The organism is Methylobacterium sp. (genome assembly GCF_028290105.1).
GTDB lineage: Bacteria > Pseudomonadota > Alphaproteobacteria > Rhizobiales > Beijerinckiaceae > Methylobacterium.
In genome coordinates, this window is sequence record NZ_JAQGKL010000231.1 from 1 (window position 1) to 19906 (window position 19906).

Annotated in this window: 18 protein-coding genes and 1 pseudogene; 8 read left to right on the forward strand and 11 right to left on the reverse strand. The window is 69.8% G+C overall.

The window, feature by feature from the left end; genetic code table 11:
• The 5 genes and pseudogenes from JWQ05_RS16300 to JWQ05_RS16320 all read left to right on the forward strand — a co-directional run.
• Positions 1 to 138 (forward strand): annotated as a pseudogene (locus tag JWQ05_RS16300) (transcriptional regulator); the annotation flags it as partial.
• Between the two features lie 58 nt (positions 139 to 196).
• Positions 197 to 1222, forward strand: a complete 1026-nt coding sequence (locus JWQ05_RS16305; RefSeq protein ID WP_299660429.1) for a metalloregulator ArsR/SmtB family transcription factor — start codon at positions 197 to 199, stop codon at positions 1220 to 1222.
• A 60-nt stretch (positions 1223 to 1282) separates the two neighbouring features.
• Positions 1283 to 2203, forward strand: coding sequence for a methylenetetrahydrofolate reductase [NAD(P)H] (gene metF, locus JWQ05_RS16310; protein ID WP_299660432.1), 921 nt, complete (start codon positions 1283 to 1285; stop codon positions 2201 to 2203).
• Positions 2204 to 2386: 183 nt separating this feature from the next.
• Positions 2387 to 6139: a methionine synthase gene (gene metH, locus JWQ05_RS16315; protein ID WP_299660550.1), complete on the forward strand. Its 3753-nt coding sequence runs from the start codon at positions 2387 to 2389 to the stop codon at positions 6137 to 6139.
• Between the two features lie 172 nt (positions 6140 to 6311).
• On the forward strand, positions 6312 to 6758 hold the full coding sequence (locus JWQ05_RS16320; protein ID WP_299660434.1) for a hypothetical protein: 447 nt from the start codon (positions 6312 to 6314) through the stop codon (positions 6756 to 6758).
• Positions 6759 to 6834: 76 nt separating this feature from the next.
• Here JWQ05_RS16320 and JWQ05_RS16325 read toward each other — a convergent pair whose 3' ends face one another.
• Positions 6835 to 7035 carry a hypothetical protein gene (locus JWQ05_RS16325; protein ID WP_299660435.1) on the reverse strand — a complete coding sequence of 67 codons (201 nt, stop codon included), beginning with the start codon at positions 7033 to 7035 and terminating at the stop codon, positions 6835 to 6837.
• Between the two features lie 270 nt (positions 7036 to 7305).
• Between JWQ05_RS16325 and fae the strand changes: the two genes are divergently transcribed.
• A complete protein-coding gene (gene fae / locus JWQ05_RS16330; RefSeq protein WP_299660438.1) occupies positions 7306 to 7845 on the forward strand; it encodes a formaldehyde-activating enzyme in 540 nt (179 codons plus the stop codon).
• A gap of 90 nt (positions 7846 to 7935) precedes the next feature.
• On the opposite strand, the gene map is transcribed toward fae, so the two are convergent.
• The 4 genes from map to JWQ05_RS16350 all read right to left on the reverse strand — a co-directional run bounded on the left by map (position 7936) and on the right by JWQ05_RS16350 (position 13753).
• The gene (gene map, locus JWQ05_RS16335; protein WP_299660440.1) at positions 7936 to 8685 is read right to left on the reverse strand and encodes a type I methionyl aminopeptidase; all 750 of its coding nucleotides are present in this window, start codon (positions 8683 to 8685) and stop codon (positions 7936 to 7938) included.
• 127 nt (positions 8686 to 8812) lie between these two features.
• On the reverse strand, positions 8813 to 9226 hold the full coding sequence (locus tag JWQ05_RS16340; protein WP_299660551.1) for a hypothetical protein: 414 nt from the start codon (positions 9224 to 9226) through the stop codon (positions 8813 to 8815).
• Between the two features lie 90 nt (positions 9227 to 9316).
• Positions 9317 to 10285: a histidine kinase dimerization/phosphoacceptor domain -containing protein gene (locus JWQ05_RS16345; protein ID WP_299660553.1), complete on the reverse strand. Its 969-nt coding sequence runs from the start codon at positions 10283 to 10285 to the stop codon at positions 9317 to 9319.
• A gap of 153 nt (positions 10286 to 10438) precedes the next feature.
• Positions 10439 to 13753: an error-prone DNA polymerase gene (locus JWQ05_RS16350; protein WP_299660442.1), complete on the reverse strand. Its 3315-nt coding sequence runs from the start codon at positions 13751 to 13753 to the stop codon at positions 10439 to 10441.
• Positions 13754 to 13928: 175 nt separating this feature from the next.
• Between JWQ05_RS16350 and JWQ05_RS16355 the strand changes: the two genes are divergently transcribed.
• Positions 13929 to 14885 carry a D-2-hydroxyacid dehydrogenase family protein gene (locus JWQ05_RS16355; RefSeq protein WP_299660555.1) on the forward strand — a complete coding sequence of 319 codons (957 nt, stop codon included), beginning with the start codon at positions 13929 to 13931 and terminating at the stop codon, positions 14883 to 14885.
• A 21-nt stretch (positions 14886 to 14906) separates the two neighbouring features.
• Here JWQ05_RS16355 and nudC read toward each other — a convergent pair whose 3' ends face one another.
• Genes nudC through JWQ05_RS16370 form a run of 3 tightly spaced genes read right to left on the reverse strand, consistent with a single transcriptional unit; the run spans position 14907 to position 16548 of the window.
• Complete coding sequence (gene nudC / locus JWQ05_RS16360) at positions 14907 to 15812, reverse strand: NAD(+) diphosphatase (RefSeq protein ID WP_299660445.1); 906 nt, start codon at positions 15810 to 15812, stop codon at positions 14907 to 14909.
• A 4-nt stretch (positions 15813 to 15816) separates the two neighbouring features.
• A complete protein-coding gene (locus tag JWQ05_RS16365) occupies positions 15817 to 16233 on the reverse strand; it encodes an HIT family protein (RefSeq protein WP_299660448.1) in 417 nt (138 codons plus the stop codon).
• Positions 16234 to 16293: 60 nt separating this feature from the next.
• Complete coding sequence (locus JWQ05_RS16370; RefSeq protein WP_299660451.1) at positions 16294 to 16548, reverse strand: hypothetical protein; 255 nt, start codon at positions 16546 to 16548, stop codon at positions 16294 to 16296.
• Between the two features lie 174 nt (positions 16549 to 16722).
• On the opposite strand from JWQ05_RS16370, the gene JWQ05_RS16375 reads away from it, so the two are divergent.
• Positions 16723 to 17655 carry a UDP-3-O-acyl-N-acetylglucosamine deacetylase gene (locus JWQ05_RS16375; protein WP_299660454.1) on the forward strand — a complete coding sequence of 311 codons (933 nt, stop codon included), beginning with the start codon at positions 16723 to 16725 and terminating at the stop codon, positions 17653 to 17655.
• A 50-nt stretch (positions 17656 to 17705) separates the two neighbouring features.
• On the opposite strand, the gene JWQ05_RS16380 is transcribed toward JWQ05_RS16375, so the two are convergent.
• The 3 genes from JWQ05_RS16380 to JWQ05_RS16390 all read right to left on the reverse strand — a co-directional run bounded on the left by JWQ05_RS16380 (position 17706) and on the right by JWQ05_RS16390 (position 19797).
• A complete protein-coding gene (locus tag JWQ05_RS16380; protein ID WP_299660457.1) occupies positions 17706 to 18485 on the reverse strand; it encodes a molybdopterin-dependent oxidoreductase in 780 nt (259 codons plus the stop codon).
• The gene (locus JWQ05_RS16385) at positions 18482 to 19123 is read right to left on the reverse strand and encodes a cytochrome b/b6 domain-containing protein (protein ID WP_299660459.1); all 642 of its coding nucleotides are present in this window, start codon (positions 19121 to 19123) and stop codon (positions 18482 to 18484) included. The genes JWQ05_RS16380 and JWQ05_RS16385 overlap by 4 nt, the downstream gene beginning before the upstream one ends.
• A 74-nt stretch (positions 19124 to 19197) precedes the next feature.
• Positions 19198 to 19797: a hypothetical protein gene (locus JWQ05_RS16390; protein WP_299660462.1), complete on the reverse strand. Its 600-nt coding sequence runs from the start codon at positions 19795 to 19797 to the stop codon at positions 19198 to 19200.
• Between the last annotated feature and the right edge of the window lie 109 nt (positions 19798 to 19906).

Genomic DNA, 19906 nt, shown 5'->3' on the forward strand with positions numbered 1-19906 from the left:
CCCGAGATCCTCGCAGGCCTGCCGGAGCGGATCGCGCCGCACGTCTTCTCCGACGCGTTCGACACGCCCATCCGCCCGAGCCGGCACGGCGACGCCTCCGGCGTCCGGGGCGCGGCCTGGCTCTGGAACGCCGCCTGAGCCTCTTGTTCCGAAGAAGCGCTTGTCACGTCCCCCGTTTTCACATAAAGATATCTTTATGTCTCACGCGGGCCCTGCTCTCACGCCGACCCTGCCTTTCCCTGACGCCCTCGCCATCCTGCGCGCGGCCGCCGAGGAGACGCGCCTGCGCGTCCTCGCGCTGCTGGCGGCGGGCGAGTTGTCGGTCTCCGACCTCACCGACATCCTCGGGCAGTCGCAGCCGCGCATCTCGCGCCACCTCAAGCTCCTCGTCGAGGCAGGACTGGTCGAGCGGCATCGCGAGGGAGCCTGGGCGTTCTTCCGCCTCGTGGAGGAGCGGGCCGCCCTCGTGCAGCCGCTGATCGCTGGGCTCGATGCGGCGCGGCCGCCGCTCTCCGAGGATCTCGCCCGGCTGGAGGCGGTGCGCACGCAGCGCGCCGAGACCGCGCAGGCCTTCTTCGCGCGCCTCGCGCCGAAATGGGACCGCCTGCGCTCCCTCCACGTGCCCGAGGCCACGGTCGAGGCGGCCGTGCTCGACGCGCTGGGCGCGCGACCGATCCAGAACCTCGTCGATCTCGGCACCGGCACCGGGCGGATGCTCGGGCTGCTCGCCCCGCGCGCCGCGCGGGCGGTCGGGCTCGATTCCAACCACGCCATGCTGTCGGTGGCCCGGGCGAACCTCGAACGGATGGGCCTGTCGCGGGTCGACCTGCGCCAGGGCGACATCCACGCGCCGCCCTTCGGGCGCGGCGGCTTCGACCTCGTCGTCGTGCACCAGGTGCTGCACTACCTCGACGACCCGGCCCGGGCGTTGCGCGAGGCCGCGCGCCTCGTCGCTCCCGGCGGACGTCTGCTGGTGGTGGATTTCGCCCCCCACGATCTCGAATTCCTGCGCGAATCCCAGGCGCATCGCCGCCTCGGCTTCGCGCCCGAGCAGGTGACGGGTTGGCTCGCCGATGCGGGCCTGCCGAGCGTCACGATCCGGGATCTCGCCCCTACCGGCGAGGTCGAGGACCAGTTGACCGTGACGCTGTGGCTCGCCACCGACGCGGTCGAATCGCAGGGCACGTCGGCTCCGCCGCTCCGGGAACTGGCCGTGGCCTGAGGGCCGAGCCGCTCCCCTTCCACCGACCGTCTGAACCGACCGGCATAGAGGACGACCCCGATGCCGACCGCCTCCCAACATCGCGCCAGCCGCGACGGCTACCGTCCGATCCGGGTCTCCATCGAGTTTTTTCCCCCGAAGACCGAGGAGATGGAGAAGATCCTCTGGTCGTCGATCGAGCGCCTCGCGCCGCTCCAGCCGAAATTCGTCTCGGTGACCTACGGGGCCGGCGGCTCCACCCGCGAGCGCACCCACAACACCGTCGCCCGGATGGTCAAGGAAACGGGCCTGCAGCCCGCCGCCCACCTCACCTGCGTCGACGCCACCCGCGAGGAGATCGACGCCGTCGTGCAATCCTACTGGGATGCCGGCGTGCGCCACATCGTGGCCCTGCGCGGCGACCCGCAGGACGGCGTCGGCACCGCCTACCGGCCGCATCCGGGCGGCTACGCGCAGACCTCGGACCTCGTGGCCGGCATCAAGCGCATCGGTGACTTCAAAGTCTCCGTCTCGGCCTATCCCGAGAAGCACCCGGAGGCCTCCTCCCTCGACGCCGACATCGATGCCCTGAAGGCCAAGGTCGATGCGGGCGCCGACCAGGCGATCACGCAGTTCTTTTTCGAGAACGACATCTATCTGCGCTACGTCGACAAGGTGCGCGCCGCCGGCATCGACATCCCGATCATCCCCGGCATCCTGCCGGTGCAGAACTTCAAGCAGGCGGCGAATTTCGCCCGCCGCACCGGTGCCTCGGTGCCGTACTGGCTCGCCGCCCGGTTCGAGGGCCTCGACAACGACGTCGAGACCCGGCGCCTCGTGGCGGCGGCGGTGGCGGCCGAGCAGGTGCTCGATCTCGTGGACCACGGCATCAACGACTTCCACTTCTACTCGATGAACCGCTCCGACCTCGTCTACGCCATCTGCCACGTGCTCGGCCTGCGGGCGCAGGCACCGAAGGTGGCGGCGGCGAAGGCGGCCTGATCGCCGGAGCCGCTCGTAATCCCGGGGCGCTGACGGCGAGCCCGGGATCCAGAGACGCCGACCCCGCCGGATGTGACCATCCGGCAGCCGAAACCGCCCTTCCGGACGCCCTCGCGGTTCCGGATACCGGGTCCCGCCACGCGGACCGGGTAATGACGCTTGAGAGACCCCATGACCGAGCTCATGACCGACCTGCGCCCCGTTGACGGCCAAGAGATCGAAGCGGCCCTGCGCCAGCGCGCGGCCGAGAAAATCCTCGTCCTCGACGGGGCGATGGGCACCGTGATTCAGCGTCTCGGGTACGGGGAGGCGGATTTTCGCGGGTCGCGCTTCGTGGATCACAGCCACGACCAGAAGGGCAACAACGACCTCCTGATCCTGACCCAGCCCGACGCGATCCGGCAGATCCACCTCGATTACTTCCTCGCCGGCGCCGACATGTGCGAGACGAACACGTTCTCCGGTACCACCATCGCCCAGGCCGATTACGGCATGGAATCGATCATCCACGAGCTGAACCGGGACGGCGCGCGCCTCGCCCGCGAGGCCGCGGCCCTGGCCGAGCAGCAGGATGGCCGCCGCCGCTTCGTGGCCGGCGCCATCGGCCCGACGAACCGCACCCTGTCGATTTCGCCGGACGTGAACAATCCCGGCTACCGGGCCGTGACCTTCGACGAGGTCAAGGCGGCCTATGCCGATCAGGTCCGCGGCCTCATCGACGGCGGCGCCGAACTCATCCTGATCGAGACGATCTTCGACACCCTCAACGCCAAGGCCGCCGTGTCGGCGACCTGGGCCGTGTTCGACGAGCTCGGGATCAAGCTGCCGATCATGATCTCGGGGACGATCACCGATTTGTCCGGCCGGACCCTGTCGGGCCAGACGCCGGAAGCGTTCTGGAACGCCCTGCGCCATTCCGCGCCGCTCACCATCGGCCTCAACTGCGCGCTCGGTGCGCGCGAGATGCGCGGCCACATCAGCGAATTGTCGCGCATCGCCGACACGCTCGTGTGTGCCTACCCGAATGCGGGCCTGCCGAATGAGTTCGGCCTCTACGACGAGAGCCCGGAGGCGATGGCCAAGCTCGTGGCCGAGTTCGCCGAGGGCGGCATCGTCAACATGGTCGGCGGCTGCTGCGGCACCACACCGGACCACATCCGCGCCATCGCGCAGGCCGTCGCCGGCAAGGCGCCGCGCAAGATCCCGCAGATCGCCCCGCTGATGCGCCTCTCGGGCCTGGAGCCCTTCACGCTGACGAAGGAGATCCCCTTCGTGAACGTGGGCGAGCGCACCAACGTCACCGGCTCGGCCAAGTTCAGGAAGCTCGTCACCGCCGGCGACTACGCGGCGGCGCTCGATGTCGCCCGCGATCAGGTGGCGGCGGGCGCCAGCATCATCGACATCAACATGGACGAGGGCCTGCTCGATTCCGAGAAGGCGATGGTCGAGTTCCTCAACCTCGTGGCGGCTGAGCCCGACATCGCCCGCGTGCCGGTGATGATCGATTCCTCCAAGTTCAGCGTCATCGAAGCCGGCCTGAAATGCGTCCAGGGCAAGGCGATCGTGAACTCGATCTCCATGAAGGAGGGCGTCGAGAAGTTCATCCACGACGCCAAGGTCTGCCGCTCCTACGGGGCGGCGGTCGTGGTCATGGCCTTCGACGAGCAGGGGCAGGCCGACACGCTCGAGCGCAAGGTCGAGATCTGCACCAAGGCCTACCGGGTGCTCACCGAGGAGATCGGCTTCCCCCCGGAAGACATCATCTTCGACCCCAACGTATTCGCGGTCGCCACCGGCATCGAGGAGCATAACGGCTACGGCGTCGCCTTCATCGAGGCGACCCGGATCATCCGCGAGACCCTGCCCCACGCCCACATCTCGGGCGGCATCTCGAACCTCAGCTTCGCCTTCCGGGGCAACGAGCCCGTGCGCGAGGCGATGCACGCGGTGTTCCTGTACCATGCGATCCAGGTCGGCATGGACATGGGCATCGTGAATGCGGGCCAGCTCGCGATCTACGACGAGCTGCCGGCGGAACTGCGCGAGCTCTGCGAGGACGTGGTCCTCAATCGCCGCGACGATTCCACCGACCGCCTGCTGGAGGCGGCCGCGCGCTTCAAGTCCGGCGGCGGCGTCCAGGCCAAGACCGCCGACACGGCCTGGCGCGAGAGCCCCGTGCAGAAGCGCATCGAGCACGCGCTGGTGAACGGCATCACGGAATACATCCTCGCCGACACGGAGGAGGCCCGCCTCGGCGTGGAGCGCCCGCTCCACGTCATCGAGGGTCCGCTCATGGCCGGCATGAACGTGGTCGGCGACCTGTTCGGGTCGGGCAAGATGTTCCTGCCGCAGGTGGTGAAGTCCGCCCGGGTGATGAAGCAGGCGGTGGCCTATCTCGAGCCCTTCATGGAGGCGGAGAAGCTCGCCAATGGCGGCGACGGCAAGCGCCAGGCCGCGGGCAAGATCCTGATGGCGACGGTGAAGGGCGACGTCCACGACATCGGCAAGAACATCGTCGGCGTCGTGCTCGCCTGCAACAATTACGAGATCATCGACCTCGGCGTGATGGTGCCGGCGGCCAAGATCCTCGACGTCGCCAGGCGCGAGAACGTCGACATCGTCGGCCTGTCCGGCCTCATCACCCCGTCGCTCGACGAGATGGTGCACGTGGCCGCCGAGATGGAGCGCGAGGGTTTCGAGGTGCCGCTCCTCATCGGCGGGGCCACCACCAGCCGCGTCCACACGGCGGTGAAGATCCACCCCTCCTACCAGAAGGGGCAGACCGTCTACGTCACCGATGCGAGCCGGGCGGTGGGCGTGGTCTCGAGCCTGCTCTCGAAGGAGACGCGCGACACCACCATCGCCAACATCCGCGCCGAGTACCGCAAGGTCTCGGACGCCCACGCGCGTTCCGAACTCGACAAGCAGCGCTTGCCCCTGGCCAAGGCCCGCGCCAACCCGTTCCGGATCGACTGGTCGGGCTACCAGCCCAAGAAGCCGAGCTTCACCGGCACCCGGGTCTACAGCTCCTACGAGGTCGCCGACCTCGTGCCCTACATCGACTGGACGCCGTTCCTGCAGACCTACGAGTTCAAGGGCCGCTACCCGGCGATCTTCGAGGACCCGGCCCAAGGTGCTGCGGCCAAGGCCCTGTTCGACGACGCGCAGGAGATGCTGAAGCAGATCGTGGCCGAGCGCTGGTTCAACCCGAAGGCGGTCATCGGCTTCTGGCCGGCGAATTCCGTCGGCGACGACATCACGCTCTTCACCGGCGAGAGCCGTTCCGAAAAACTCGCCACCTTCTTCGGCCTGCGCCAGCAACTGTCGAAGCGCGATGGGCGCGCCAATACCTGCCTGTCCGATTTCGTCGCTCCGGCCGAGACGGGGATCGCCGATTACGTCGGCGGCTTCGTGGTCACGGCGGGCCTGGAGGAGGTGCGCATCGCCGAGCGCTTCGAGCGGGCCAACGACGATTACCGCGCCATCCTGGTGAAGGCGCTGGCCGACCGCATCGCCGAGGCGCTCGCCGAGCGCATGCACGAGCGCGTGCGCCGCGAGTTCTGGGGCTACGGCGCCGACGAGACCTACGCCCCGGAGGACCTCGTCCGCGAGGAATACGACGGCATTCGCCCGGCGCCGGGCTACCCGTCGCAGCCCGACCACACCGAGAAGGTCACGCTGTTCGACCTGCTCAAGGCGGAATCGCGCATCGGCGTGAAGCTCACCGAGTCCTATGCGATGTGGCCGGGTTCGTCCGTGTCGGGCCTCTACATCGCCCACCCGGAGGCGCATTACTTCGGCGTCGCCAAGGTGGAGCGCGATCAGGTCGAGGATTACGCGGTCCGCAAGGGCATGGACCTGGGGCAAGTCGAGCGCTGGCTCGGCCCGATCCTGAACTACGATCCGGCGCGCTATCTCGCCGTCGCGGCCGAGTAGGAGGCGCCGGATCAGGGCCGCCGGAGTAGGGCCGCCTCTGCGCCGTTCCGTTCCGGCGGGGCGGCGAAACCCCAGGAGTGTGGCCGGCGGAGGCTTGACCGTGGGGGCGCCTGCGCTTCAATGCCGATCCGGCCCGACCTGGGTCCGCAGACAAGCGAAGGGCGCCCCGCACGTGTACCGGCTCACCGGCTCCCTCGTCGCCACCGTCGCGCTCGGGCTCGTCGCCTCGGGCTGCACGGGCTTCGCCTACATCTCGAAGACCTATGTCAGCGTGCCCCCGCAGGTCGTCACCATCGGCTGCAAGGACCCTTACGAGGTCTACGACCAGCGCCGGGTGCGCAAGATGCTGATCGTCTCCAACGCCCTGCGGGAGACCACAGGCTGCGGCCTCGACGATGCGCTGGCCGGGGGCGACCCGGCCCTGACCCGGGTGAAGCGCTTTCGCGAGGCGGCCCGGACCTATCTCGACGAAACGGTGCGGGAGGAGTGCCGGATCACCGGCGAGACCGTCTTCACCGACCTGCAGACCGAGTTCGCCTATACCTGCGCCGGGCCGATCGAGCCGCGCGGGACCAAGGTGCCGAGGCTGCCCGGCCGCAGCAACCGCGTCGGGCTCTAGCGCCTCTTCGGGCGCGGTGGATTCTCGGGCGCGGTGGATACCGGCTGGCGCCAAGACGATGCGATGACACGCTGCCCTAGGGCGCGCGCGGGAAGGTCCGCTCCATCGCGTCGCCCGAGGCCGCCAGCAGGGCGCGCGCGAGGGTGCGGGCTTCCTCCCGGCTGAGCGCCAGGATCGCCGTGACGGGCTTGCCCGCCAGATCGGGCAGGCCGATCTCGACCCGCACGCCGTCGGCTTCGGCGGCCACCGCCACGCTCCAGTCCCGTTCCGTACTCATCGGGTCACGCGCCTCTCATGCGAAATCCGCTCGATGGCTTCGCCACGCGGATTTCGGCTTCGCTCGAATGCCGTATCGGCAATCCATCGACTCGTCGGCCGTCGGCGATCCTGCATGGACGATCCCGTGGCGCGAGGCCAGGGGCGGGGAAGGCGAGGAGGGGGCAGGGAAGGCAGGCACGTGATTGACGGGCCCCGGCCCTCTGGTGTTTGTGCGCCCCGACCCATCCCGGCCCCCGGGCGCGGCCATCATGTATCGAAGGAAGACCCCATGTCCGAGATCTGGTTCCGTACCGGCGAGGCGACCGTGCTCGCGGCGGACGGGCAGTACACCGACGCGATGCCCGAGGTGCTGATCGGCTCCACCCGGGGCCCGGCGGGCCAGGCCTTCGCCGGCATGATGGGGCAGGTCCAGGGCCACACCCGGATGTTCGTGGTGCGCGACCTCAACCAGCTCGTGCGCCCGGCCACGATGATGACCACCAAGGCGACGATCCACAACGCGGCTTACGTCGAGCTCCTCGGCGGCGTGGTCCAGGCCGCCACCGGCGACGCCATCATCGATTGCGTGATCGAGGGCGTACTGCCCAAGGACGGTCTCGACGACCTGTGCATGATCATCATGATCTGGCTCGACCCGCGCTGCGCCGAGGATGCCAACCTCGACCAGAAGGACCTCTACCGCACCAATTACGAGGCCACGAAGCTCGCCATCGGTCGCGCCATGCGCGGCGAGCCGACCATCGACGAACTCATCGCCAACCGGAAGACGGTGAAGCACTACGCGCTGGAAGACGTGATCGAGTACTGAGTTCTTTGCGATGACGCGCGGTGCCCGGATTTCTGCCGGGAGCCGCGCGCTTCTCGACCTCGCAGCAGATTCCCGCCGCCCGCGTCCCGCCTATCCCGGCATGGTGAGAACCAGCGGTCCGTTGCGTGTGGCGACGACGGTGTGCTCGTACTGGACCGTGAGGGCCCTCGGCCGGCTGTAGAGGGTCCAGGGATCGTCGCCGTCGGCGGCGAAATCCGCCCCGAGGGACAGGAAGGGCTCGACGGTGAACACCAACCCGTCCTGCATGATGCGGCGCTCGGAGGCATCGGGCCAGGTCGCGATCTCGGTCGGTTCCTCGTGCAGCGACAGGCCGACACCGTGGCTGGCGAGGTTGCGCACCAGCGTGTAGCCGTTCTTGCGCGCGAAGGCGCCGACGGCGCGCCCGATCTCGGCCAGCGGCTTGCCGGCGCCGACCTGGCGCAAGCCCGTCCACATCGCCCGGCGTCCGTCCTTGCACAGCCGCTCGACGGCGCGCGTCACGGGCGGCACGGCGAACGACGCCCCGGTATCGGCGAAGTAGCCGGCCTTCTCCGCCGAGACGTCGATGTTGACGAGGTCGCCCGGCCCGATCCTCCGATCACCCGGGATGCCGTGCGCGATCTCTTCGTTGACGCTGATGCAGGTCGCGCCGGGAAAGGCGTAGACCATCTCCGGAGCCGGGCGCGCCCCGGCCGCCTCCAGGAACGCGCGCCCGACGGAATCGAGCTCGCGGGTGGTCATGCCGGGCTCGATGGCCCTGCCCATCGCTTCGAGGGTGTCGGCCACGATGCGCCCGATCCGCTTCAGTCCCGTCAGGTCGTCGTCGTTCGACACCGTCATGTCGCTTGGTCCTCGCGGCGCCGGAGGCGGCTTTCGCGGCGCGTGTCTGACATCCCCGCGGATCCCGGCAAAGCTCGTCGGTGGAGTTGCGGGCCGCCGGTCCGGGACCCCGGCGTCGTCCGGTGCCTCAATCCGCCGGAATACGCCCCACCGAGCACAGGGTGCGGATCGAGCCGCTGCTGTCGGTGTAGCAGCTCGCCGACCAGCCGTTCTGCTGGATGAAGGACTTGCGCCGCTCGCGCAGGGCGGTGGCGTGCGCCGTGGCGATGGCGGTCTGGACCGCGTCCGCGCTCTGCCCCACCACGATCTGCGCCGCGATGGCGAGGTCGGCGAAATAGGCCGGCGAGGGCGTCGGTTCGGAGGAGGCCGCCTGCACGATGGGGTCGGCCCGGCAGGTGAGGTCGATGTGGAGGCCGCCGGGCACGCGGATGTCGACGCTCGGCCCCGTCCGACGGCCGACCTTGGCGCCGATCGCGCCCGCGATGCGGGTGGCGAGATCGTCGCATTCGTCGGCCCGGGCTCTCCCGCAACCGAGGATCATGCCGGGGCCGACGATCAGGAGGGCCACGAGGGCGCCGGGCAGTCGCATGATCGGGAAACCTTCCGCTTCGGGGTTGAGGACGGGCGCCGCTCAGGGCGCGAAGGTGAGGCAGACCACGGTGCCGCCGGCGTTGGAGTAGGCGAGCGGCCCGCCGAGCTGGGCGGCGAGCCCCTGCGCGATGCGAAAGCCGAGGCTGCGCGTGGTCTCGGGGTCGAAATCCGCCGGCATGCCGCGCCCGTCATCCGCGATGGTGAGCGTCAGTTGCTCCGTCTCGAGCCGTTCGAGCTGGATCGTGATGGTGCCGCGCGTGCCCGCCGGGAAGGCGTGCTTGAGGGCGTTGGTCACGACCTCGACCACGAGGAGCGACAGGGTGGTGAGCTGGGTCAGGTCGAGCCGGACCGGCGGCGTGTCCACGAGGCAGACGATGTTCTGCGCCCCCGTGGCGTCGAGGAGGTCCGCGCAGAGTTCCCTCAGGGTCTGGCCGATGGGGCGCTCGATGCAGCTCGGGTCGTAGAGGCGGCGGTGGATGCGCGAGATCGTCTCCAGCCGCACCCGCGCCTCGTCGAGGGCGGCGAGCGCCGCTTTCGGGTCGTTGCCGACCTTGCGCTTCTGCAGGGTCAGCAGGGCCGCCACGAACTGCATGTTGTTGGCGACCCGGTGCTGCAGCTCCTGGAACATCGTGCGCTGCTGCTCGTACAGGTCCGCCGTGACCTGACGCTCGGTGCGCAGCCGCTCGCCGGCCTGGTGCATCAGGTGGATCAGGGCGATGTCGACCGCGACGATGAAGGCGTAGAAGGCGAGCGCCAGGGCGGTGGGCCCGTCGATGACGAAGCCGGGCGCCGGCGGGATGAAGAAGTACCAGGCGGCGAGCCCGCTCAGGGTCGCGCAGGTGATCCCGGGGCGCAGGCCGAAGAAGAAGGTCGTCAGGATGACGGCCGGGAAGAACGTGAGGTAGGGAAAGCCCGGCGGCAGCACCTCGTCGAGGGCAAAGCGCAGGCCCAGCGCGATCAGCGACGCGGCCAGCGCCGCGCCCTCGCCGAGCCACGGGTTCGCGCGCAGGCGCTCCGTCGCGGGGACGGCCGGCCAGCCCCTCCACCAGGGCGCGCGGATCGATGACTGGGACAGTGTTGGAGATCTCGTTGGAATCGGGATTGGTCTAAGCCGGGCCAAAGCCAGTGGCCAGCCGGTCGCGGGGGAGGCCTTGCTTCGGCCTCAATGGAAATCCCGACTGCGATAAATCCGCCGATCTTCGGGCGCCCCGAAATCCGTGGTTTCGGGGGGCAGCCGCAGACCGCCCGCGCGCAGGCTCCGCAGGGCCGGCGAGAGGTCGCGGAAGCGCTCGGCCAGCAGGTGCACCACGAGGCCCTGACGCTGCACCCGGCCGCGCACCGCGAGGAAGCGCGCGCCCATGGCCACCGCCCGGTTCGCCTCGAACACGTCGCGCCAGACGATGACGTTGGCGATGCCGGTCTCGTCCTCCAAGGTCAAGAACACCGTGCCCCGCGCCGTGCCCGGCCGCTGACGCGTGAGCACGAGGCCCGCCACGGTGACGCGGGCGTTGTTGGCGACGCTTCTCTCGTCGTGGTGGTCGCGGGCGGGGATCGCGCCGATGCGGGCGAGCCGCGCCCGGAAGAACGCCACCGGGTGGCCCTTCAGGGAAAGGCCGGTGGCGGCGTAATCCTCCGCCACGTGCTCGGAGGGGGCCATGGGGGCGAGTGCCACGGCGGGCTCCGCCCGGAACAGGCCGTCATCGGCGTGGAAGGCGAAGAGCGGCATCGGTGCGTCGAGCAGGTGGGTGCGCCGGTCGCTGGCGAGCCGCTGGGCGGCCTTGCGGGCGCTGGTGCCCTCCAGGGTCCGTACCGCCCACAGGGCGGCGCGCCGGTCGAGGTCGAGGGAACGGAACGCATCCGCCTCGGCCAGCCGCTCCAGGGCGTTGCGCGGCAGGGCGAGTGCCGCCTGCAGGCCCTCGATGCTGGCGTAGCCGTTGCCGCGCAAGGCCACGAGGCGGTGCATGGCCGCCTGCGGCACGCCGCTGACCTGGCGCAAACCGAGGCGCACGGCAAAGCGCCGCTCGACCCCGGGGGGCGGCGCCTCGGAGGCCGGCTCCAGGGTGCAGTCCCAGTCGCTGGCATTGACGTCGACGCCGCGTACCTCGACGCCGTGGGCGCGGGCGTCGCGCACCAGCTGCGCCGGTTGGTAGAAGCCCATGGGCTGGGAGTTGAGGATGGCGGCGAGGAAGACGTCCGGGTGCCGGCACTTCATCCAGGCCGAGGCGTAGACCAGCAGGGCGAAGCTCGCCGCGTGGCTCTCGGGAAAGCCGTAGGTGGAGAAGCCCTCGATCTGCTTGAAGCAGCGCTCGGTGAAGTCGCGCGGGTAGCCGCGTGCCACCATGCCCTCCACGAACTTGGTGCGGAAATTCACGATCTGGCCGTTGTGCCGGAAGGTCGCCATGGCCCGGCGCAGGCCGTCGGCTTCGTGGGGAGCGAACCCGGCGGCGGTGATGGCGATCTGCATCGCGTGTTCCTGGAACAGGGGCACGCCGTAGGTCCGCTTCAGCACGCTTTCCAGTTCGTTCGCCGGCCCGTGATCGGGATGCGGGGAGGGGTAGACGACGGGCTCGATCCCCTGGCGGCGGCGCAAGTACGGGTGGACCATGTCGCCCTGGATCGGCCCCGGCCGGACGATCGCCACCTGCACCACGAGGTCGTAGAATTCGCGCGGTTTCAGGCGCGGCAGCATCGACATCTGCGCCCGGCTCTCGACCTGGAACACGCCCACGGAATCGGCCTTGGCCAGCATCGCGTAGGTGGGCCCGTCCTCGCGCGGCAGGTCGGCCAGCGTCGGGTAGTCGTGACCGTAATCGCGGCGCAAAAAATCCACGCCCCGGCGCAGGCAGCTCAGCATGCCGAGCGCCAGCACGTCGACCTTCATCAGGCCGAGCACGTCGATGTCGTCCTTGTCCCACTCGATGAAGGTGCGGTCCGCCATGGCGGCGTTGCCCACCGGCACGGTCTCGTCCAGGCGCCCGCGTGTCAGCACGAACCCGCCCACATGCTGCGACAGGTGGCGGGGAAAGCCGATCAGCGCGTGGGCGAGGTCGAGCGCCTGGCGGATCGCCGGGTTGCCCGGATCGAGCCCGGCCTGCTGGATATGCGCATCGGGCAGGCCCTTGCCCCAGGAGCCCCAGACCGTATCGGCCATCACGCCCGTGATGTCGGGGGGAAGCCCCAGGACCTTGCCGACCTCCCGGATGGCGCTGCGCGGGCGGTAGTGGATCACCGTGGCGCAGATCGCGGCCCGATCGCGCCCGTAGCGGCCGTAGAGGTACTGGATCACCTCCTCGCGGCGCTCGTGCTCGAAATCCACGTCGATGTCGGGGGGCTCGGCCCGGTTCTCCGAGATGAAGCGCGCGAAGAGCAGCCGGATCTCGGTGGGATCCACCGCCGTGATGCCGAGACAGTAGCAGACCACCGAATTGGCGGCCGAGCCGCGCCCCTGGCAGAGGATGCCCCGGCCACGCGCGAATTCGACGATGTCGAACAGGGTCAGGAAGTAGCGCGCGTAGTCCATTTTCGCGATGAGGCGTAGCTCCTCGCGAATTGTGTTCATGATTTGTTCTGGAATACCGTCGGGATAGCGCCAGCGGGCCCGGTGCAGGACCTGGTCCGTCAGATAGTCTTGCGCGGTGAAGCCCGGCGGCACCGGCTCGTCGGGATACTCGTACTTGAGTTCGTCCAGGGAGAAGTCGCAGGATTGTGCGATCTCGATGGTGCGGGCCAGGGCGTCCGGGTGGCCGGCGAACAGGCGGGCCATCTCGGCGGCCGGCTTCAGGTGGCGCTCGGCATTGGCCTCCAGGTGGTAGCCCGCCGCCGCCAGGGTGCAGCCCTCGCGGATGCAGGCGACGATGTCCTGCAGGGGGCGCCGGTCCGGGTGGTGGTAGAGCGCGTCGGAGACCGCCACCAGGGGCGCGCCGAGGCGCGAGCCCCATTCGGCCAGGCGCCCGAGGCGGCGGCGCTCGTCGCCGCGCCGGCGATGGCTCCCCGCCAGGGTGACCCGGCCGGGAGCGCGCGCCGCGAGGGTTTCAAGGTAGCCCAGGAAAGGGTCGTCTTCGCCGAGATCCTCGGGCGGGACCGCGATGAGCATCTGGCCTTCGCTGGCGTCCAGGAACTCCGAAAAGTCGAAGCGGCACTGGCCCTTCTCGGAGCGGCGGTTCCCGAGGGTGAGGAGCCGGCACAGGCGCCCATAGGCGGCCCGGTCCATCGGGTAGGCCACGGCCTCGAAGCCCTCCTGCGTGACGAGGCGCACCCCCGGCAGAAAGCGGATGCCGGGCTCGCCGGCGGCCTTGCGCCGCTTCACCTCGGCATGCGCCCGCACGATGCCCGCGAATGTGTTGCGGTCGGCGATACCGATGGCGTGCAGGCCCAGTTCGGCCGCCTGACCCACCATCTCGCCGGGATGCGAGGCCCCGCGCAGGAACGAGAAGTTCGTGGTGACGACGAGTTCGGCGTAGAGGGGGGGCTCGGACATCTGCGCCATCGCCCTCGATTCCAGCCCCATCCAACACGTCTCGTCTCTGAGAACAAAACAGGATCATATTCGATCCCGGGGTGACGGTTTCTCGCGGCGGAGTCAAAGCCCCGGGCCGGCTGGCCAAGCGATCCGCGGTGGAGTACCCGGCATCACCCCCGTGACGGATTCGACCATGCTGACCTGCGCGATCCTCGACGATTACCAGGGCGTCGGCCCGACGATGGCGGATTGGTCGGGGCTGGCGGACCGGATCGTGCTGCGGGACCTGCGCACCACCTTCGCGAGCCAGGACGCCCTGGTGGCCCAGATCGCCGATTGCGAGATCGTGGTGATGATGCGCGAGCGCACGCCGTTCCCGGCCGGCCTGTTCGCGCGCCTGCCCCGGCTGAAGCTTCTCCTGACCAGCGGCATGCGCAACGCCTCCATCGACCTTGCCGCCGCCAGGGCGCACGGGGTCACGGTCTGCGGCACGGCGAGCCACCCCGAGCCGCCGGTGGAACTGACCTGGGCGCTGATCCTCGGCCTCGCCCGGCACCTCGTGCCGGAGGTCCAGGCGCTGCGGGCGAACGGGCCCTGGCAGGCCAGCGTCGGCCGCGATCTCGCCGGCCGCCGCCTCGGCCTCATCGGCCTCGGCAAAACCGGCGCCCGCGTCGCCCGGATCGGACAGGCCTTCGGCATGGATGTCAGCGCCTGGAGCCAGAACCTGACGCCCGAGCGGGCGCAGGCCGAGGGCGTCGCCCTGGCGCCCTCGCTCGACGCCCTGATGGAGACGAGCGACGTCGTCTCGATCCACCTCGTGCTGAGCGCGCGCACGCGGGGCCTGATCGACGACGCGGCCCTGCGGCGGATGCGGCCGGACGCCGTCCTGATCAACACGTCGCGCGCCGCGATCGTGGACGAGGCGGCTCTTCTTGCCGCGCTCCGCGAGAACCGGATCGCGGGTGCCGGCCTCGACGTCTTCGAGACCGAGCCGCTGGCCCCGGATTCGCCCTGGCGCACCTTGCCCAACGTCCTGGCGACGCCGCATCTCGGCTACGTCACCGAGCGCAACTACCGCACCTACTTCCCCGAGATCGTCGAGGATATCGGCGCCTTCCTCGACGGGGCGCCGATCCGCGTCCTGGGGTGAGACGGGGGGCGAAGCCCGCCCTCAGGCGCGCCCCTCCACGAAGGCGCGCATCAGCAGGTGGGCGATGGCCATGGGAGGCGGGGTGGTCAGGCCCTCGACGTGGCGGCCCGCCATCATCGCCGCGACGTCGTCCCGCGAGAACCATTGCGCGTCGGCGAGTTCCACCGGGTCGATGGTGATCGCGTCGTCGAGGCTTTCCGCGATGCAGCCGATCATCAGCGAGGCGGGGAAGGGCCAGGGCTGCGAGGCGTGGTAGCGCACCGTGCCGATGGTCAGGCCGACCTCCTCGCGGGTCTCGCGCCGCACGGCCGCCTCGATGGTCTCGCCCGGTTCGAGAAAGCCCGCGAGGCAGGAGTACATGCCCGTGTTGAAGCGCGGCGAGCGGCCGAGGAGGCAGCGGTCGCTACGGGTGATCAGCATGATCACCACGGGGTCGGTGCGCGGGAAGTGATGCGTCTCGCAGGCCGGGCATTCGCGGCGGTAGCCGCCGGCCGCCAGATTGGTCGGGGTTCCGCAATGTGCGCAGAACCGGTGGCGCCCGTGCCAGGCGAGCAGCGATTTGGCGGTCGCCAGCAGGCCGAGCTCGTGGGGGGCGATCCGTCCCTCGTTCGCGAGGCTGCGCAGATCGTTGCTGCGCAGCGGTGCCGCGAGCTCGATGGGATCCGCCACCTCCGCCGGCACGGTGGCGGCAAAGACCGGCGCCCCGCCGAGGCGGCCGAGGAACAGGGTCAGGCCGCGTGTTCCCACCCGTGACGCCTCACTGGGCGTCAGCAGCGCGGTTTCGCCGGACAGCACGATCCGGTCGCCGGCCAGGATCACGATGCGGGCGTCGTCCGCGTCGAGGCCGGGGATCGCGGCCTCGCTCTCCGCCGAGTGGCGCACGAGTCGGCTCTGGGCGTAGCCGAGCTGGTCAAGGGGATCGCTCATCGCCTCAGGCCGCCGCGAACAGGGCGCCGATGCGCTCGATCATCTGGGCGCGGGCATGAAGCGGATAGGGCGTCGCGGCGCCGATGCCCCAGACCGGCTTCGGCCAGGCGGGATCGGAGCGGAAGCGCCCGATCACGTGGACGTGGAGCTGGGGCACGGCGTTGCCCAGCGCCGCCACGTTGACCTTGTCGGGCTTGGCCAGCGCCAGCATCACGCCGGTGGCGATCCGCATCTCGTCCATCAAGGCGCGCGCGTCCTCCGGCCCGAGGTCGGTGATCTCGCTGACGTCCGCCCGGCGCGGCACCAGGATCAGCCAGGGAAAGCGGGCATCGTCCATCAGCAGCACGCTGCAGAGGGCGAGATCGCCCGCATGCACGGTGTCGGCGGCAAGGCGCGGGTCGAGGGTGAAATCTGTGCTCATCGCGGGGCGATGTAGAGCGGAACCGGATGCGATGCGAGGGGCCTGCGTCGGCGGGGTTCCCTAATCAGGGATGGCGTAGCCGACGGCCGAAAAGATCACGGCGATCGCCGTCAGGCTCACCGCCACACGGCTCAGTCGTCCGATGCGCTGGGCGGAAGCGGGTCGTCGGGCCGCCGCCCCGAGCCGCAGGTCGTCCTCGTAGCGCGCCACCAGGATGTCGAGGCCCGGAAAGGCTCGCATCCCGAGCCACAGCCACGCGCCGAACGCGGCGAGGCTGAAGAGCTCGCCGCTGTAGGTAAACACATCGTCAAGCATACAATGCCCTGCGTGATGGGCCCCCGGCGCAAGCCATAGGACGATTCCGTTCACGACGCCAATGCTCGTGATCGCCGCGTTGGGCCTAGGCAATCAAACCCAAATGTGTTTGCTCTTTCGTTTCTCACAGCCTCCCGCCGCCTGACAGGCATGCCGGGATCGCAAAGCCCGGGCATGCCTCAGTCGATCCTTCCCGACATCCACCCTGCATCCGCAGACGTTCGCGAACCGGGCGAATGGGAAGCGACCCTCGCCGTGGCCTTCGAGCGGCGTGGCCGTGGGCTGCACACCGCCCGCCGGGCCGTCGTCCGCGTCTCTCCGGCCCCCGCCGGCACGGGTATAGTGTTCGAACGGCACCTGCGCGGCGGCCGCGTCATCCTCGTTCCGGCGCTCTGGGACCGGCGCGTCTCGCAGCCCCTCTGCACGGCGCTCCGGCATGCCGACGGGCCTCTCATCCGGACCGTGGAGCACCTGCTGGCGGCGCTGAGCGCCCTGCGGATCGACAATGCCCGCGTCGAGCTCGACGCGGAGGAACTGCCGATCTTCAACGGGAGCGCGACCCCGTGGTGCGAGGCCATCGCGCAGGCGGGGCGGGTGGAACTCGACGCCCCGCGCAAGGTGATCCGGGTGCTGCGCCGCGTCGAGCTGCGCGACGGCCGGCGCTCCTTGAGCATCGAGCCGGCCGACGAACTCTCCATCGCGGGCCGCCTCGCGCTGGCGCATTTCGGGGAGATGTCCTGGGAGGGCGTCATCACGCCGGACCGTTTCACGCGGGATCTCGCGCCGTCCCGCAGCTTCGGGCGCCTCAAATGGGCTCTGCCCGCCAAGCTCTACGCCCTCGCCACGGGCCGACCGGTGCTGCGGGGCGCCGGCTTCTCGACCACCGCCGCGATCATCGGCGGGCGTGTCATCGGCGGCATGACCGTTCCGGACGAGCCGGTGCGCCACCGCATCCTCGATCTCGTCGGCGACCTCTCGCTGGCGGGTCATCCGATCCTGGGACACCTCGAAGCCGCCCATACCGGCCACGAACTCAACCACGCCCTGGTGGCGCGCCTGATGCGCGACCCCTCCGCCTGGGAACTGGTCACGCCCCGCACCGGATAGGGCCGCTCTTCGTATAGGGCAGATCTTCGGCTAAGGCAGCTCCTCGGCCTTCAGATCCCGCTGAACCAGTTGTAGCCCTGGTCTTCCCAGTAGCCGCCCGGATAGTCGTTGGTGACGAAGATCGCCGCGATGTGCTTGGGGCTCTTGAAGCCGAGCTTCGTCGGCACGCGCACCCGCAACGGATAGCCGTATTCGGGGGCGAGCGGCTGGCCGGCGAAATCGAGGGCCAGGATCGTCTGCGGATGCAGCGCGCTCGGCATGTCGAGGCTGCCGTAATAGCGATCGGCGCATTTGAAGCCGACATACTTGGCGGTCAGGTCGGCGCCGGTCCGTTCGAGGAAGGTCCGCAGCGGCACGCCGCCCCACTGCCCGATCTGGCTCCAGCCCTCGATGCAGATGTGGCGGGTGATCTGGCTCTCCTGCGGCAGGGCACGCAGTTTCTCCAGGGTCCAGGGCGCCTTGTCCGCGACGAGACCGGTGACCTCCAGTTTCCAGGTCGCCTCGTCGATCTCCGGGATGTTGTCGGGGGGATAATAGGCGTTGAAGCGGAACGGCGTGTCGATCATCGAGGCCGGATAGGTCGGCGCCAGGGTGGCCGGGTCGAACAGCCATTGCTGGACCCGGTCGTTGGCCCGCGACATCGCCCAGAGCACTCGGTCGGCGAGCGTGCCGTTGCTCCCCGTGGAGAGGTCGCAGCCCGAGAGCAGGGTCAGGGCGCCGAGGGAGAGACCGCCGCGCAGGACGAGGCGGCGCTCCAGGCTGGCGAGTTCCGGGGCGATGTCGCGGCGCAGGGCCTTGAGGCGCGCATTCGTGTCGGGATCGCGGATCATCGAACAGTGGGCTCCTCGGCGACGCGGGCGCGGCCGGTGATCATCGCCACCAGCGTGCTCGGCACGATGGCGACGAGGGCGAGGTGCAGCAGGATGAAGCCCGCGAGACCCGCCATGGCGAGGAAATGGACCCGGCGCGCCCATTCGTAGCCGCCGAACAGGTTGGTGAGCGCCTGCCACTGCACCGGCTTCCACAGGGCGCAGCCCGAGGCGACGAGCGTGACCCCGAGCACCACCGCCGCCACGTAGGCGAGGCGCTGCACGGCGTTGTAGCGCCCGACCCGGTGGATCAGCCGCAGGCGCAGGGCGGCGCGGGCGTCACGCCAGACGGCGCCGGGGCTCAAGGGCAGGAAGGCGGTGGCGAAATGCCGGGCGACGAGGCCGTAGGCGAGGTAGGCGAGGCCGTTCAGGGCAAAGAGCCACATCGCGGCGAAGTGCCAGGCGAGCGCGCCGCCGAGCCAGCCACCGAGAACCGCCCATTTCGGGAATGCGAAGGGAAAGAGCGGCGAGGCGTTGTAGATCGCCCAGCCGCTGAACAGCATGCAGAACACCGCGACCGCGTTGATCCAGTGGGTGATCCGCACCACCAGGGGATGGATCACCGTGAGGCGCGCGGGCGTTTCGGGCAGAATCGTCAACGCGGGTCTCCGGGCCTTCGGGCAGGGTCTGATGGTCCACCCCGTCGGCCGATGCCGGCGGGGTGGAGAGGGGGTCACATGGACGGGACGGTGCCGTTGCGGCCGACGATGAGGACGACGGCGTTGAGCTTGCCGTCGGCACCGGCCTTGGTGAAGGCCACCACCTTGGCGCCCGCCACCACGACGCTCTTCTCGCCCGGGTCGACCAGGGTCACCGGCACGTCCTCGGGCACCACCACCTTCTTCTCGCCGCCCTGGTACTTGACCAGGAGGGTACGTCCGTCCGTGCCCGACAGGCTGCCGATGGCGCCATTGGTCATGGTGGAGTTCGAGCCGAGGTCCCACGGATAATGGCCGTCGGCGGTGCCGCGCAGGGACGAGGCGAACACCGTGACCTGCAGGGCCTTCTGGGTGCCGTCGGGCTGCGGGATCGCGGCGGTGCCGATGTAGCTCTCGGACTTGATGTCCGAGATCTTGCCGGTGCTGGCGGACAGGATCTTGGTGTCGTCCCCGAAGGTCACGGTCCTGGTCTCGCCCGTGCGGGGCTTGATCGTCACGGTCGAGCCGTTGACGGCCTCGATGGTGCCCCGATAGCGCACGACATCGTCGGCGCGGGCCGGAGCGGCGGCAAGCGCGAGGCCGACGGTAAGGCCGGTGAGCAGCGTCTTCATCATGGCGGAATTCTCCTTGTGATCGTCCTGGCGGACGCGAATGCGCGTCAGCCAGGACCCGGTGCCTTCGGGGAACCTGCGAAGCTTCGACGGGCGCCGTGCCCGGGTTACA

Coding starts and splice junctions, on each gene's coding strand:
- JWQ05_RS16305 (WP_299660429.1), top strand. CDS start 197: ATGTCTCACGCGGGCCCTGCTCTCACGCCGACCCTGCCTTTCCCTGAC.
- metF (WP_299660432.1), top strand. CDS start 1,283: ATGCCGACCGCCTCCCAACATCGCGCCAGCCGCGACGGCTACCGTCCG.
- metH (WP_299660550.1), top strand. CDS start 2,387: ATGACCGACCTGCGCCCCGTTGACGGCCAAGAGATCGAAGCGGCCCTG.
- JWQ05_RS16325 (WP_299660435.1), bottom strand. CDS start 7,035: ATGAGTACGGAACGGGACTGGAGCGTGGCGGTGGCCGCCGAAGCCGAC.
- fae (WP_299660438.1), top strand. CDS start 7,306: ATGTCCGAGATCTGGTTCCGTACCGGCGAGGCGACCGTGCTCGCGGCG.
- map (WP_299660440.1), bottom strand. CDS start 8,685: ATGACGGTGTCGAACGACGACGACCTGACGGGACTGAAGCGGATCGGG.
- JWQ05_RS16340 (WP_299660551.1), bottom strand. CDS start 9,226: ATGATCCTCGGTTGCGGGAGAGCCCGGGCCGACGAATGCGACGATCTC.
- JWQ05_RS16350 (WP_299660442.1), bottom strand. CDS start 13,753: ATGTCCGAGCCCCCCCTCTACGCCGAACTCGTCGTCACCACGAACTTC.
- JWQ05_RS16355 (WP_299660555.1), top strand. CDS start 13,929: ATGCTGACCTGCGCGATCCTCGACGATTACCAGGGCGTCGGCCCGACG.
- nudC (WP_299660445.1), bottom strand. CDS start 15,812: ATGAGCGATCCCCTTGACCAGCTCGGCTACGCCCAGAGCCGACTCGTG.
- JWQ05_RS16365 (WP_299660448.1), bottom strand. CDS start 16,233: ATGAGCACAGATTTCACCCTCGACCCGCGCCTTGCCGCCGACACCGTG.
- JWQ05_RS16370 (WP_299660451.1), bottom strand. CDS start 16,548: ATGCTTGACGATGTGTTTACCTACAGCGGCGAGCTCTTCAGCCTCGCC.
- JWQ05_RS16375 (WP_299660454.1), top strand. CDS start 16,723: ATGCCTCAGTCGATCCTTCCCGACATCCACCCTGCATCCGCAGACGTT.
- JWQ05_RS16380 (WP_299660457.1), bottom strand. CDS start 18,485: ATGATCCGCGATCCCGACACGAATGCGCGCCTCAAGGCCCTGCGCCGC.
- JWQ05_RS16390 (WP_299660462.1), bottom strand. CDS start 19,797: ATGATGAAGACGCTGCTCACCGGCCTTACCGTCGGCCTCGCGCTTGCC.